We start from the raw sequence: 14,178 nt of genomic DNA, 5'->3' as shown, positions 1-14,178 counted from the left end.
AACTTGGCGACGAAGAGTGGGCGATTGGAAATCGCTCCTCCTTTTGGAGAGTGGAGGGCTGATGGGTCTGACAGGAAACCCCATATACCGCCGGATGGGCGTCCGTGAAGTGATCAACGGCCGCAGTTTCAGCACCAAGGTCGGCGGTTGCGTCATGGACCCCGAGGTGATCCAGGCGATGCAGGAAGCCAGCCGCTCCTTTGTCCGGATCGAAGACCTGGAGGAGGCGGCAAGCAGGACCATCTCGCGGATCACAGGCGCCGAAGCAGGCTACGTCACTTCGGGCGCGGCGGCGGGGCTCACCTTGTCCATGGCTGCCTGTCTCACGGGACTCGACCCCGAAAAGATGAATCGCCTGCCCGATACGAGGGGGATGAAGAACGAAGTGATCATCCAGCGGGGTCACCGCAACGACTATGACCACGCCCTGAGAGCGGCGGGAGCAAGGGTCAAGGAGATCGGTTTCAACTACGCCACATTTCCTTATGAGCTGGAGCGGGCCATCGACGAGAAGACCGCCGCCGTCTTTTACCTGGCCGGAATCGCCGACGGCAGCCTGCCCATCGCCCGGGTCACCGAAATCGCCGGAGAAAATGGGGTCCCCGTCATCGTCGACGCGAGCGCAGAACTGCCGCCACGGGAGAACCTCCGCAGATTTATCGGGCACGGCGCCGATCTCGTGGTCTTCAGCGGCGGAAAACACATCCGCGGACCCCAGTCGAGCGGCTTCATTTGCGGCCGAAAGGAACTGATTCTGGCAGCCGCGCTGCAGCATCAGGACATGGATGTCTTCCCCGAAACCTGGAGTTTCCGCGAACTGATCGATGATGGGGTTCTGCCCGGCCCTCCGCACCACGGAATCGGACGGGGGTTCAAGGTCGGAAAAGAGGAAATCGTCGGTCTCGTGACCGCCTTGACCCGTTATGTGGAAAGGGATCTGGCGGCGGAGCTGCAGAATTGGAAGGAGACCACCCATTCACTGGTGGATGGCGTGAATCGGATTGAAGGTCTGAGTGGAAGGTTCCAGTTTCCGAAACCGGGCGGCAGGACCGTCCCGGCGGCCCATATCCGCGTCGATCCGGTGAAGTACGGCCTGGACGCCCATGGCCTCATCAACGCGCTCCAGGATGGCGACCCCATCATCGCCGTTTACGAGAGCTTTGCCGCCAAGGGCAAGGTGATCATCTTTCCCGAGAATCTGCGGCCCGGCGACGTTACGCTGATCGTGGATCGTCTACGGGAGATCAAGGCTTGAAAATCCGGAACTCCTTGTCGGCGTTCTTCGATTGGAGTTCGCGGTAGGTCTTGAGTTCCGCTTGCGCCTCATCTTGCCGGCCCAGCCTGGCCAGTACCTGAGCGGCCTGGAAGTGAGCCTGGGGGAACCCGGGGTCCAATTCGATGGCCCGCCGGCTATCCCGCAACGACGCCGCAAGGTCTCCCCGCGTGAAGAGGATTTTTGCCCGCTGAAAGAGAGCGTGAACGAAGGCGGGATCGAGCGTCAGGCATTGATCGAAAAGCGCCAGAGCGCGATCCTCTTCGCCCCGTTGGGAGTGGATCAGACCCTGAAGATAGTAGATGCGCCCGTCTTCCGGAGACAGCCGGCGGGCCCTCTCGAAATGCGAGAGTGCTTGCTCCGGTTGTCCGGCTTCCAGAAATGAACTGGCGAGATAGAGCAAGCCGGAGCTGTCGGAAGGCCGAATCTCGATCAATCTTGAAAACGTTCGCTGAGCGTCCTCAAACCTCCCTTTGAGTTGCTGAGAGAATCCCATTGCCCTCAGCAATTGCGGAGACTCGGGAAAGTGCGCCAACGACTGATCGAGGACCGTAATCGCTTCGTCGTAGGCATCGGCCCTCAGAAACAGGAGCGCCAGATTGTAGTGGGACTCCTGGTTTCGGGGTTGCAGTTCGATGGCCTTCTCGAATGACTTGCCGGCTTCCACGACTTGACCCAACCTGGCGTTGGCCGCGCCCATGAGGTTGAAGTACTCGGCATTCTTCTCGGACTCGGGCCAACGGCTCAGTTCAGCCAGACAGCTCTCATCCTCCCCCTGCTTGAACAGAGCCGAAGCCAATGAAAAACTCAAATCCCATTTGCCGGGATTGAGTGCCCGGGCTTTCTTGAAACCGGCCACCGACTCATCCAAGCGTCCCGTCTGTTCGTAGGCTGTCGCCAGGGCGGCCCAGAGTCCGAAGCTGTCGTCACCCAGCCGGTTGGCCCGCTCCAGGCTGACAACCGCAGCCTCCGGTTTTTTCAAGGCCACATAGCATTCCCCGAGTAGTCGATAGTATTGGCGACTCTGGAATCGAGGTTCGTTTCCCACCGCTTCCAAATAGTTGACGGCGCTTTTGAATTGACCCAGCTCCGCGTAGATAACGCCCATTCGATAACGGATTTCCGACGAATCGGGACTGAGATCCAGCAACTTCCGGAACTGCTGGAGCGCCGGCTCCAACCTGCCTTGACGGACCCAGTGAAGAGCCAGATTCCTTCGGGCCTCGACGTAATCGGGCCGCAGCTCAATGGCCGTTCGGAGAGACTCTTCAAATAGTCGAGGCCGATTCATCTTCTGGTGGATGATCCCCATCAGGTTGTGAGCCTCGGCAACTTGCGGGGCCACCTCCAGGAGTTCCGACAGGCTGGAAAGAGCCGACTGGAACCGTCCCTTTTGGAATGCGTTGAGCGCCTCCGAATAGTGTTGGCGTATGAGTTCGCCCGTAGTCGCCTGGTTTTCAGCCAGACTCCATGGGACAGCAAAGAGGTTGAGGAGGAGCCAGAGGAGCACAAATGGCGGCCGGGAACCCTTTGCCATGGCCACCTCAGTTTGCCATAGTCGGCCTATGACGCGGGTACTGATTCTTGCTGCTTGGACCATGGCCAATATGGGAGCATCCGCCGCCGAAGCTCCCGGGACTGCGAGTTCGGCCCCGTCCCTCGCGGAGAGTATTCAAGCTTGGCAAGGCTCGAATTCGACCCCTGCCGGACCAGACTTCCAAGTGGACACGCCCTACTGCCGATCCATCTGGGACACCCCCGGATGCACGACGGCGGCGACTCTGCCCCAGGTGGTGATGGGACCCTTGGGAGAAAATATCTCCCGGACCGAGATCGTGGTCACCAACGCGGGGCCGGTCGGGCGTGCATGCGACTTGGCGCTGCTCTTTCACCGGGGCTCTTCCCAGGCTCCGGAAGCCCTCTTCAACGGCCGGGCAGCGGAGGGGAACTTCATCCGGACGAACCTGCCTGCCGGGGGAGCCCGAATCTTCACCCTGACTCCCGCCGACCCGGCAGAATTGGCGGTGGGAGCAGTTTCGGTCTTCACCAGGGCTCCCTGCTCCGCCGACTCGCTGGACGTTCAAGGCCGGTATCTGCTGGAACATGAAGCCACCGGAGAGATCGACGAGATCTTTTCCGTTGCGGGCCAGCGGCCCGGTGAGTGGCTTTCCGACGGCGACTGCCGGGTCCTGACCGGGGTCTTCGGCCCCGGCCGGGACGTGGGTTTGGCGGTGGTGTCCGGAGAGCCGGGACAAGCCGCGCCGCCCGGCACCGAACTACGCTACCGGTCCTTCGACCTGGAAGGGAACCTTATCGGCGAACCGGGCGGACTGCCCGTTTCCGGAGGGCACGAACCCCAGTTTCCCTGGGATTTCAGCGAGCCCACCATCATCGAGATGTGTCTGCGGGTACCGGAGGGCCAAAGCGAATTCCACGCCGCCGTCATCGCCGTCGGGATCACCGGGACCGGCGACGACATCCAGTGGAGCGACGAGATCCTGGTAGACAGTTTGAAGCCGTATGACCGGATCGAAAACGCTCTGGTCTACGATAGCGATCCGGAAACGCGCCTGGGGGACGAGATCTTCGGCGACGTCATCGTCGATTTCCAGAACGACGATCCGGGGCGGAACTCCCATGGGGGTCCCGTCTGCATGCAGCACGCCAACGGCCGAATCGTGGCCTTCCATTCCAATGCCAGCGACCACAACCTGGACGGCTGGAGCGAGTACGCCTACAGCGACGACGGAGCAAGGAGTTGGCAGAGATACAATAAATTCCCGTATTCCTACGACCAATTCCTGCGAGATCCGCAGCATCCGGTCTGGGTCGAGGAGGGCCTGGTTACGGAAAAGGGCACCGCCGTCCTGTTCCTGACCCATTTCGATCGGAACAACAACGACGTCAGGTCAGGCAGCGGGATCATGATCAGCCGCGACCACGGCTCCAGCTGGACCGAGTACGCACCCATCGACGGCGACTTTGTGGGGTATCCCTGCGCGGTGGCGGTAGACGGCCCGACCAACTACGTCCTCTTCGACAGCAACTCGGGTCACCACGTGCTCTACGTCAGCACCGACGACGGGCAGACCTGGACCCGGCGGAGTACGTTGGCGCTGGACCCCGACAAGTGGTACGGCGCCCTGTGCATCATGGAGGACGGCCGCCTGCTTGCCGGAGCCTACACCCACCGGGACGAATACCATTTCTACTACACCATCAGCGGGGATCAGGGAGAGACCTGGAGCCCCCAGGAGAGGGCCTACGTGGACCAGAAGATCCGCGATCCGGAGCTGGCCTATCTGGGGGGCAAATACTACCTGCACGGGCGGTCGGGAAGCGTCGGGGAGGGGCGCGGCCGTTTCGTTCTCTACCAGTCCGACGACGGGATCAACTGGAGCGACGGGATCGTCGTCAGCAGCGACGCCCGGCATCTCGACGGGTACAGCCACAACTGCCTTGTCGATCGGCAGACCGGCGCGCCGAAAGAGTTGATGGTCCAATACAGCATCATTTACGACGGCCTCGACACCAACACCTACGCTTTTTTCATCCGGGCCGACCCGGCGCCCTGAATTGGGACGGCGCCGGGGCGATCACTCGCCGGTGTTCCGCCAGATCGCGTTCTTCAAGCCGTTACGCAAATATCTGCCAGACAGCGGATCCCACCATGGTGATGGCGACGGCCGGGAGGAGAAATGCCAGGGTGGCGCCGACCCGGCCCAGGTCCTTGTCGATGCAGTTGGCCCCGATGCCCAGAACGATGCATTGCCAGATGGTGAAGAGGCTGATGGCGTTCATCCAGGTCCGCAAGAATCCTTCTCCCAAGAAGGGCAGAAGTGTCCCCACGCTGAGGAACGCAAACAGATCGCCCGATTGAATCTGAATCGGAATGCTGACCAGACCGCCGACGGAAGCGATGACTCCGGAGATCAGGACCATGGAGAAATATTGCTTGAAATGTCCTTCGCCCCCCAAAATGCCTCGAAACAGGAGCAGGCCCCAAAGAGCGATCAACAAACCGGTGATGATCGTGGTGAACACGATGGAAAGAAGGTTCGTCACGCTGGTCGCGCTGAAGTCTTGAGAATCCAGTTCAGCCGCGGCCGCGTCACCCCCCGGCATCTTGGAGAGCATGTTGCGAGTCGACTGTTCCATGACCTCGTCGGGAATCAGGAATGCGGTCAACACTCCCAAACCCAACACCAGGAGCAAAGGCCCCACCCAGGTGGGATTCCCGGCCACGGCGTTCATTACGGCCCGAGGCTGGTAGAAGACGCCGGTGGCGCGCTGAAGAAGCGTCATCGGTTCAGGTTCGGACGAAGCGGTCTCAAAATCGTTCACTGTCCCTCTCTCCTCTCGTGCGAATCGTTCGGACCTATTTCCACGCCGCCCATTTCTCCAGGTGCAGGTAACGGTCCACCTCCTTCGGGGCCAGCAGCCACATCAGCAGCGCCTTCTGGACGTGGAGCCGGTTCTCGGCCTGTTCGAACACCAGCGAGTAGGGAGCATCGATGACCGCGTCGGTCACCTCCTGGTTCCGGTGGGCCGGGAGGCAGTGCATGAAGAAGGAATCCTTTCCGGTCCGGGCCATCAATTCGGGCGTCACCTGGTAGGGCCGGAATTCGGCCAGCCTCTCCTGAGCCTCGCCTTCCTGGCCCATGCTGACCCAGGTGTCGGTATAGACGGCATCGGCTCCCCGGATCCCGTCCGGAGAATCGCTCCAATGACAAGTGGCGCGCTCGTTGGTGGACAATCGCCGGAAATCTTCCTGCCAATCCGGATAGGGCTGCCGACTCTCGGGAGTCACGGCCGTAAAGCACATGCCCGAGAGGGCGGCCGCATGAACCAGCGACGCGCAGACGTTGTTTCCGTCTCCGATGTAGGCCAGGGTCCGTCCCTCCACGTTCGACCACTTCTCCACCAGGGTGAAGATGTCGGCCAAGGCCTGACAGGGGTGTTCCTCGTCGGTCAGGGCGTTGATCACCGAGCAACGGGCATACTCCGAGAGCTGGATCAGCACCTGGTGGGAGAAGGTGCGGGCCACCAGGCAGTCGAACCAGCGCTCCAGGTTCTTGGCCACGTCGCTCAGAGCCTCCCGCTGTCCCAGATTGGCCTCCTGGTAGTCGAGATAGACGGCGTCGCCTCCCAACTGCTGGATTCCCAGCTCGAAGGTCAGCCGGGTGCGCAGCGACGGCTTCTCGAAGATCAGGACGATGCTCTTGCCCGGAATCATGCGCCTGAAATTGGATGGCCGCGACTTGACCTCCCGGCTCAGATGCAGGAGCTGGGTCCACTGCCTGGGGCTCAGGTCTGCCAGAGAGATGAAGTCCCTCATGGCTGGTCCTCCCTTGAAGTACTTCCGTTCCCGTGGGTCCGGAGCCGGTCCTCCCAGCGGTCGATCTGCTGCCGGATGGAGGCCAGCCCGGTGCTCCCCGAGTGGAATTTGTGATCGAGGGCGCCCTCCGGTTTCAAGACGCCCTGAACGTCGGAACCGCACCGGGGCGCAAGCTTGCGGATTTCCCGCAAGGAGAGCTGCCGCAACGTCCGGTTATGCTTCACGCAATAGGCCACCAGGCGCCCGACCTGTTCGTGAGCGGTCCGGAACGGAACCCCCAGGGACACCAGGTGTTCCGCCAGATCCGTGGCGGTGAGGAATCCCCGTTCCAGCGCCGGTCCGATTCGACTCGAAACCACTCGCATCCGGCTCGCCACCAGGGTCAGGATCCCCAGCGTCTCCCCCACCGTGTCCACGGCGGGAAAGAGGTGTTCCTTGTCCTGTTGCAGGTCGCGGTTGTAGGAACTGGGCAGACCCTTGAGAAGGATGGCCATGGCGCTGGCATGCCCCAGCACCGTGGCCGTCTTGCCCCGGCACAGCTCCAGCAGATCCGGATTCTTCTTCTGGGGCATCATGCTGCTGCCGGTGCAAAGGGACTCGGGAAGCTCCACCCACCCCACCGGCGTGCTGGAGAAATAGATCAGGTCCTCGGCCATGCGGCTGGCGTGGAGCATGATCTGGGTGGCGATCTGAAGCAGCTCCAGCAGGAAGTCCCGGTCCCCCACCACGTCGTAGCTGTTTTCGAAGCTGGAGGCGAAACCCAGCTCCCGTGCGGTCCAGCCCGGATCCAGAGGCAAGGTGCTGCCGGCCAGAGCGCCGGCGCCCAGGGGACTGACGCTGTGGAGGCGCCGGTAGGCGGCCAGCCTCCGGTGGTCCCGGTCGAACATGTCGCAGTAGGCCAGCAGATAATGCGCCCAGGAGACCGGTTGAGCGGCCTGCAGATGGGTCCAGCCGGGAAAGAGCTCGCGCTCCAGGCTTCGGGCCCGGTCCAATAGACCCTCCTGGACCCGCCGGATCATCTCCTGCCATCCCAGCGCCGCGTCCAGGCAGAACAGCTTCAGATCCACGGCGACCTGGTCGTTCCGGCTTCGGCCCGTGTGAAGCCGGCGTCCCTCATCGCCCACCAGTTCACACAGGCGGACCTCGATGTTCATGTGGATGTCTTCCAGTTCGTCCCGGTACGGAAACTGTCCGGACCGGATCTCCTCCTCGACCTGGTCCAGTCCCTGCAGGATCCGGTCCCGGTCCCGGCTGCTGAGGATCCCCTGCCGGCACAGCATCCGGACATGGGCCCGGCTGCCCTGGATGTCGTAGCCGGCCAATCGCCGGTCCACATGAAGAGACCGGGTGTAGTCCTGGACCGCCTGGTCGGGATCTTCCGTGAATCGGCCTGCCCAGGGAGATCGGGTCATGGTCTTCTGTCTTTCTCCGATCCTCAGGATCCGGCCGCGACCGGTTCCCGGCCCTGGCGAGTCCGGTCATCCCGCAGCGAGGCGATCCGGAGACGGAGCCCGTTGAGGCGGATGAACCCTTCCGCATCCGCCTGGCTGTAGACCTCGTCGCTCTCGAAGGTGGCGTACTCCGGATCGTAGAGGCTCAGGGGAGAGCGGCGCCCCAGCAGGGTGCAGTTTCCCTTGTAGAGCCGGACCTTGACCTCTCCGGTGACCCGCTGCTGAGCCTCCTGGACCAGGCCGAGGAGCATCTTCATTTCGGGCGAAAACCAGAAACCGTTGTAGATCAGGGTGGCCATGCGGTTGGAGAGCTCTTCTTTCAGGTGCGCCGCCTCCCGGTCCAGCGTCAACGATTCAAGGGCCCGATGCGCCTTGTGAAGAATGGTCGCGCCCGGCGTCTCGTAGACACCCCGGGATTTCATCCCCACCATGCGGTTCTCCACCAGGTCGACCCGCCCGATCCCATGGCCGCCGCCCAGCCGGTTCAACTCCTCGAGCATCCGGATCGGACCCAGTTCCCGATCGTCCACCCGGACCGGGACCCCTTGGTGGAAGCCGATGATCAGGTCCTGAGGCAGGTCGGGAGCTTCGCTCACCGCCACGGTTCTCAGGAAGATGTCCTCGGGCGGCTCGCTCCAGGGATCTTCCAGGATGCCTCCCTCGTAAGAGGTGTGCATCAGGTTCTGATCGATGCTGTACGGCTTCTCCTCCGTAGACGTAATGGGAATCCCGTGTTCCCTCGAATAGCGGATCAGGTCCTGCCGGCCCCGAAACTCCCAGGAGCGCCACGGGGCCAGGACTCGAATGCCCGGGGCGAGAGCCTGGTAGGTCAGCTCGAAGCGGACCTGGTCGTTGCCCTTGCCGGTGGCGCCGTGAGCGACGCAGTCGGCCCCCCATTCCTGGGCCACCCGGACCTGCTCCCGGGCGATCACGGGCCGGGCCAGCGAGGTTCCCAGCAGGTACTCGCCCTCGTAGACGGCGTGGGCCTGGACCGCGGGAAAGACGAACTCCTCCACGAACGACCGCCTCAGATCCGAGATCACGACCTCGTCAGCCCCGGTTTGGCGCGCCTTTTCCCGGATCTCCTCCAGGTCCTCCCCCTGCCCCACATCAGCCAGGAAAGCCAGGACCGGACATCCATGCTTCGCCTTCAGCCAATGGAGCATGGCGGAAGTATCCAATCCGCCCGAATAGGCCAGGACGATCTTCTTTACCTGTTGCACGAATTCGACCCTTTCCGTGTCTTTTCCATCCATACCGCCGGCGGCGTCACCGCTCCCGCCGCTGGCCGGGACCTCCACCGCGAGCTCCCAGTTGGCGCTTCACCAGACGGGCATCATGGCCGTCGGCAACGACGGCCAGGAGAGTGTCCTCTCCCGCCACGGTGCCCAGGATCCCCGCCAGCCCCATCTCGTCGATCCGGTAGGCGACCGCCGGAGCCATCCCGGCATCCGTATGCACCACGAGGAGGTTCCCGCTGACCTCGCAACTCCGAAAGAGCGGAGCGCGTCGATTCTCCCGGAACGCATATTTATACCCGCCCCCATCGTCCACGGTCTTGATCACGCCCAGTTCCTTGAGGTCCCTGGAGAGCGTCGCCTGGGTGACACTCAACCCCTTTTCCATTAACGCCTTTCGCAAGGACTTCTGACTGGAAATGGTCTCGGTCTCCACGATTCGGACGATGGCCTCCTGTCTCAGTTTCTTATTCATTTCCAGGAAGAATGCAATTTTATACAGGATTCCCCACCGGAGTCAAACCGGGGGAACTGAGTATCCGGGCGGATGTCCGGAATCAGGCGATTTTCTTGAAGGTGCTGTAGACGGAGTTTCTTTGAGCGGGAACGAAGCCGGCGTCGAGGATCAATTGAACCAGATCGGAGCGCCGGGCCGTGTAATGGGCGCCGGCGGTGCTGATCACGTTCTCCTCGATCATGATGCTGCCCACGTCATTGGCACCGAAATGGAGCGCGATCTGGCCCACCTGAAGACCCTGGGTCAACCAGGAGACCTGGAGGTTGACGATGTTGTCCAGGTAGATCCGGGCGACCGCCAAGAGGGTGAGGTATTCCACCGCCGCAACCTCCCGCTGGATGGACTCCTGCATGGGGGTCCCCTCCAACTGGACGTTCCACGGGATGAAGGCCACGAACCCTCCCGTCTCATCCTGGAGGCTGCGGATGCCCTCCAGGTGCTCGACCCGCTCCCGGAGGGATTCGCCGCCTCCGATCATCATGGTGGCGGTGGTGGGCAGCCCCTCTTCGTGGCCGACCCGCATCACCTCCAACCACTGCCGGGCGGTGCACTTGCCGGGACTGATTTCCCGGCGCATCCGCTCGGTCAGGATCTCGGCGCCGCCGCCGGGAATGGATTGGAGTCCCGCCGCCTTCAGCCTTCGAATCGACTCCCGGAGGGAGAGCCGGCTGAGCCGGGCCAGGACGACGATCTCCGGCGGAGAAAAGCAGTGAAGGTGGATGGCGGGATAGCGTTCCCGTATCGAGCTGAGCAGTTCTTCGTAATAGTCGATCTTGAGATCGGGGTGCATGCCCCCCTGCATCAGGATTCCGGTCCCGCCGAGGGCCAGGGTCTCCTCGATTTTCTTGAAGATGGTCTCGTTGGACAGGACGTAGCCCTCGTCATGGCCGGGGCGGCGGTAGAAGTTGCAGAAGGTGCAGCGGGCGACGCACACGTTGGTGTAGTTGACGTTCCGGTCCACGAGGAAGGAGACGACTCCGTCCGGATGCAGTCTGCGGCGCATCCAGTCGGCGGCCTGACCCAACTGCTGGAGTTCACCGGACTTCAATAGAACGAGAGCATCGGACGGTTCCAGTCGTTGTCCCTGGTAAACGCCCTCCAGGATGCTCTCCGGCGTCTTCATGACCAGCGTATTCTAGCAGCCTGGACCGAAACCCGCCGTGGCGCGACACCGGCCGCAACGCCGGACTCTCCCCATCTTCTCTTCACTCTTTCCTCATTCTCTCTTTGCCCTCTGCTACAATCGCGCGGATCGGCAAGTTGCCCGAAACCTGCTTGCCGGACCCGTACAGGGCAGGATCATGATCTGGACACCTCTCGCCTACCTGGATCCCGGATCGGGGAGTCTCTTTCTTCAATTGCTGCTGGGGGGCATCGCGGGAGTGGCCGTCTTGGGAAAAGTCGTCTGGCACCGGATCAAGTCTGCCCTTGGAGTCCGGTCGGGCGCGCCAGACAAGGCCGACGCATCCCTGGAGCGGACCGGCCGGAAGGCGGAATAACGGATCTCGAGCATCCCGGTACGACGAAAATCGTTCCTTTCCCATGTCTGAATTCCGAAGCGAGCCTGGATCGTTCCGCGATCGCCATGGCCGCGTCTTCTACCGGGACGGGGCCGTCTATCGCGCCCTGAGCCGGCAAGCCATCGAAGCCTGGGACAGGTTGGAGAAGACCCGGTTCTTTCCCCGGCTGGTGGATGAGGGCCTGATCGTCAGGACCCGCCGCGTGGACGCCGACGGATGGGCGTCCACGGACGTGCCGCCCGGAGACTGGGCAGGGATTCTGCGCCACGAGACCGTCCCCTACGTCTCCTATCTCTACGAGTGGTCGTTCCGGATGCTGCAGGATGCCGCCCTTTTGCAGCTCCGGCTGATCTCCAAGTCTCTGGCCGAAGGGATGATCCTCAAGGACGCCACCCCCTACAACGTTCAATGGAACGGGAGCCGGCCGGTCTTCATCGACATTCCCTCCTTTGAACCCTTGCCGCCGGGCGGAGCCTGGACGGGTTACCGGCAATTCTGCAGCCTCTACCTGTACCCGCTGATGTTGCAGGCCTATCGAAACCTGCCGTTCCAGCACTGGCTCAGGGGGAGTCTCAACGGAATCTCGCCGCGAGAGTGCCGGGACGTACTCTCCACCCGGGATCTGTTCCGCTCCGGAGTCCTCCCTCACGTCTGGCTCCAGAGCCGCTTCCAGGAGAAATACGGCGCGCGCAAGGAGAGCGCCAGCCAGCTTCTCAAGGACGCCGGATTCAACCGGAAGGCGATCCTCTCCAACGTCAGCCGCCTGACCCGGCTGGTTTCACGACTGAGATGGACACCCCCCGCCTCCCAGTGGACCGGATACGCCGGGGACAACACCTATTCCGGGCCGGACCGGGAAGCCAAACGGGAATTCGTCCGCTGGGTGGTGGGTCGAAAGCGATGGAAGACGACCTGGGACCTGGGAGCCAACACGGGCGACTACTCGCGACTGGCCGCCGCCGGGTCTGAGTACGTGCTGTCCATGGAGCGGGACTCGGCCTCGGTGGACCTCCTCTACCGGGACCTGCGCCGGGAGGGTCCCGGCAACATACTTCCGCTCGTGGTCAACCTGGCCGATCCCTCGCCGTCACTGGGATGGCGTTGCCGGGAAAGGACCTCCCTCACGGAGCGAGGATCCCCGGAACTGGTCCTCTCCCTGGCGCTGATCCATCACATGGTCATCGCCGCCAACATTCCACTGGCGGAGTTCGTCGAATGGCTCTCGGGGCTGGGAGGCTCACTGGTCATCGAGTTCGTGCGCCGGGACGACCCCATGGTCCGGATGCTCCTGCGGAACAAGGAGGACCAGTACACCGACTACCGGATGGACTACTTCGAGGAGTGCCTGGGAAAGTGCTTCCGGGTCCACCGGCGCCGGGAACTGCCCTCCGGATCCAGGGTCCTCTATTTCACGGAGGCGTGACCGGGCAGGACGGTGCCTTCCGGCTCCACTCTCGATCAGAACGGACTTGACTGCCGCCGTCGTCCGATCGGGGTAGTCCCCCGCGTATTGAGGCTCTGTCACAACCACGGAAAGCACCTTGAGGCCAAGTGGTCGGCAGCCTCACGTTCTCGATCATTGCCGAGCCAGAGATCGAGGTATGTGACGATCGGACTGGTGCAGAATATGCCCGGCGCCGGCTGAACGGCGTCCTTGAGCAAACTCTCATCGTTCGGGATGCACACGACTACATTCGTTCCTTTTTCGGTATGAGCAAGCTTCAACGCCTGCTCCAGCATCCGAGCACCAGACTCGTCGGCGTAGAAGCTGTGTGTGCCGCCCCGGGCGAAGGGCGCGATCCATTGGGCGGCCGAGTTTGACGAGAAAACTGCGCGTGGAAGCTGGGGTTCCGGATTCAGCTTTCCCGACAATTGTTTGCTGAGCTGCTCGCCGTGCAAGAGCGTATATCCGCTAATGCGGCGACCCGCCGGCTCGCGGTATTCGTCGCGCCATGTCCTCAATAACGCATTCGGCTGGACAAGGATGGTGCCGTCCGTCCCGTTTTCGATCCATTCTCGTGCGAGCAGGGCTTTACGGACGTTGCTCACATGGCCAAGGCTCGCATTGGCCGCTTCCGCCAGGTCGGTGACACGCCATGGCTGACCAGGATCGCGAAGAAGCACCCGCAGAATTGCCGCCGCCTTCGGGGCGAAGATCGACCTTAGAGCACGGGTTTCGGGCTTGGGCCTGTCCGCAACCGCCCGATCGATATACACATTGTCGAAAGCGAGGTGAGCATTTCCGACCATGTCCAGGTAGGCAATATCGTGGTCCACGCAGATCGATCGAGACTCGGGAGACAGGTAGGGACTCACGAGCATGGGGATCAAACGTCCGTCGGAATCCCCGTGACCGGACTGACGAGCATGGGCCAAGTAGCCTTTGAGTTCATAGACCGCAGACCGTACGAAACGGGGTGCACCGTTCGACTTGAATTCGATGACGAGTGCATAGGTGTCCTCACCATGGTCGAACTCGATACGTCCGTCTATGGGATAGTCGCTTCCACGCCACTGTTCGTGCTGAACTGAACTGGTCACAAGGTGCGGCACATGGGTGAGCAGGTCACGCGCCGCATGCACGGCGGCGACCTGCAGATCTTTTACTGATTTCTGGTTTTTCAGCATGTATTGAAAATACTGAATTGTAGTGAAAATTCCAAGAGACTTTCACTAATATAGAGTTTTCAACGATTTGCTGAAAAAAGAGCATGGTGACAGCGCCAATGGAAGAAATATGGACCGGGAGCGACGCTTGGAGGGTTGGAGGGCGAGTGTTGAAAACACGCTAGCCCGACTTTACCGTGTTCGCATCAGCATAGCATTGTCCTAGCGCTTGGG

12 protein-coding genes are annotated in these 14,178 nt (G+C 62.0%); 4 read left to right on the top strand and 8 right to left on the bottom strand.

Annotation, left to right across the window (positions count from 1 at the left end; all coding sequences use genetic code 11):
- Positions 1 to 61: 61 nt before the first annotated feature.
- Positions 62 to 1,255, top strand: a complete 1,194-nt coding sequence (locus tag OXT71_06465; protein ID MDE2926024.1) for a PLP-dependent transferase — start codon at positions 62 to 64, stop codon at positions 1,253 to 1,255.
- Here OXT71_06465 and OXT71_06460 read toward each other — a convergent pair.
- Entirely contained in the window at positions 1,245 to 2,810 is a 1,566-nt protein-coding gene (locus OXT71_06460) for a tetratricopeptide repeat protein (protein MDE2926023.1), read from the bottom strand. The genes OXT71_06465 and OXT71_06460 overlap by 11 nt on opposite strands.
- 184 nt (positions 2,811 to 2,994) lie before the next feature.
- Here OXT71_06460 and OXT71_06455 point away from each other — a divergent pair, with 184 nt between their 5' ends.
- Positions 2,995 to 4,848, top strand: a complete 1,854-nt coding sequence (locus OXT71_06455) for a sialidase family protein (GenBank protein MDE2926022.1) — start codon at positions 2,995 to 2,997, stop codon at positions 4,846 to 4,848.
- Positions 4,849 to 4,909: 61 nt separating this feature from the next.
- On the opposite strand, the gene OXT71_06450 is transcribed toward OXT71_06455, so the two are convergent.
- From OXT71_06450 to mqnC, 6 genes are all read right to left on the bottom strand, one after another.
- Complete coding sequence (locus tag OXT71_06450; protein MDE2926021.1) at positions 4,910 to 5,617, bottom strand: YIP1 family protein; 708 nt, start codon at positions 5,615 to 5,617, stop codon at positions 4,910 to 4,912.
- Between the two features lie 34 nt (positions 5,618 to 5,651).
- Positions 5,652 to 6,611, bottom strand: coding sequence for an ornithine carbamoyltransferase (gene argF / locus OXT71_06445; GenBank protein MDE2926020.1), 960 nt, complete (start codon positions 6,609 to 6,611; stop codon positions 5,652 to 5,654).
- Positions 6,608 to 8,023: an argininosuccinate lyase gene (gene argH / locus OXT71_06440; protein ID MDE2926019.1), complete on the bottom strand. Its 1,416-nt coding sequence runs from the start codon at positions 8,021 to 8,023 to the stop codon at positions 6,608 to 6,610. Before argH ends, argF begins: the two co-directional genes overlap by 4 nt.
- A 23-nt stretch (positions 8,024 to 8,046) precedes the next feature.
- The gene (locus OXT71_06435) at positions 8,047 to 9,285 is read right to left on the bottom strand and encodes an argininosuccinate synthase (GenBank protein MDE2926018.1); all 1,239 of its coding nucleotides are present in this window, start codon (positions 9,283 to 9,285) and stop codon (positions 8,047 to 8,049) included.
- Positions 9,286 to 9,331: 46 nt separating this feature from the next.
- On the bottom strand, positions 9,332 to 9,775 hold the full coding sequence (locus tag OXT71_06430; GenBank protein MDE2926017.1) for an arginine repressor: 444 nt from the start codon (positions 9,773 to 9,775) through the stop codon (positions 9,332 to 9,334).
- Between the two features lie 82 nt (positions 9,776 to 9,857).
- On the bottom strand, positions 9,858 to 10,940 hold the full coding sequence (gene mqnC, locus OXT71_06425; protein ID MDE2926016.1) for a dehypoxanthine futalosine cyclase: 1,083 nt from the start codon (positions 10,938 to 10,940) through the stop codon (positions 9,858 to 9,860).
- A gap of 178 nt (positions 10,941 to 11,118) precedes the next feature.
- On the opposite strand from mqnC, the gene OXT71_06420 reads away from it, so the two are divergent.
- Together OXT71_06420 and OXT71_06415 are read left to right on the top strand one after the other, a co-directional pair.
- Positions 11,119 to 11,316, top strand: coding sequence for a hypothetical protein (locus OXT71_06420; GenBank protein MDE2926015.1), 198 nt, complete (start codon positions 11,119 to 11,121; stop codon positions 11,314 to 11,316).
- Positions 11,317 to 11,359: 43 nt separating this feature from the next.
- Complete coding sequence (locus OXT71_06415; GenBank protein ID MDE2926014.1) at positions 11,360 to 12,760, top strand: methyltransferase; 1,401 nt, start codon at positions 11,360 to 11,362, stop codon at positions 12,758 to 12,760.
- 98 nt (positions 12,761 to 12,858) lie between these two features.
- Here OXT71_06415 and OXT71_06410 read toward each other — a convergent pair whose 3' ends face one another.
- On the bottom strand, positions 12,859 to 13,965 hold the full coding sequence (locus OXT71_06410; protein ID MDE2926013.1) for a hypothetical protein: 1,107 nt from the start codon (positions 13,963 to 13,965) through the stop codon (positions 12,859 to 12,861).
- Between the last annotated feature and the right edge of the window lie 213 nt (positions 13,966 to 14,178).

It is taken from the genome of Acidobacteriota bacterium (assembly GCA_028874215.1).
Taxonomy (GTDB): Bacteria; Acidobacteriota; UBA6911; order RPQK01; family JAJDTT01; genus JAJDTT01.
The sequence above is the reverse complement of the archived record's forward strand: the minus strand, read 5'-3'. Positions and strand labels throughout refer to the sequence as shown.

What these genes read in the sequence shown, in the direction of transcription:
- OXT71_06460 (MDE2926023.1), bottom strand. Translation starts at nt 2,810, where the DNA reads ATGGCAAAGGGTTCCCGGCCGCCATTTGTGCTCCTCTGGCTCCTCCTC.
- OXT71_06465 (MDE2926024.1), top strand. Translation starts at nt 62, where the DNA reads ATGGGTCTGACAGGAAACCCCATATACCGCCGGATGGGCGTCCGTGAA.
- argH (MDE2926019.1), bottom strand. Translation starts at nt 8,023, where the DNA reads ATGACCCGATCTCCCTGGGCAGGCCGATTCACGGAAGATCCCGACCAG.
- OXT71_06420 (MDE2926015.1), top strand. Translation starts at nt 11,119, where the DNA reads ATGATCTGGACACCTCTCGCCTACCTGGATCCCGGATCGGGGAGTCTC.
- OXT71_06430 (MDE2926017.1), bottom strand. Translation starts at nt 9,775, where the DNA reads ATGAATAAGAAACTGAGACAGGAGGCCATCGTCCGAATCGTGGAGACC.
- argF (MDE2926020.1), bottom strand. Translation starts at nt 6,611, where the DNA reads ATGAGGGACTTCATCTCTCTGGCAGACCTGAGCCCCAGGCAGTGGACC.
- OXT71_06415 (MDE2926014.1), top strand. Translation starts at nt 11,360, where the DNA reads ATGTCTGAATTCCGAAGCGAGCCTGGATCGTTCCGCGATCGCCATGGC.
- mqnC (MDE2926016.1), bottom strand. Translation starts at nt 10,940, where the DNA reads ATGAAGACGCCGGAGAGCATCCTGGAGGGCGTTTACCAGGGACAACGA.
- OXT71_06410 (MDE2926013.1), bottom strand. Translation starts at nt 13,965, where the DNA reads ATGCTGAAAAACCAGAAATCAGTAAAAGATCTGCAGGTCGCCGCCGTG.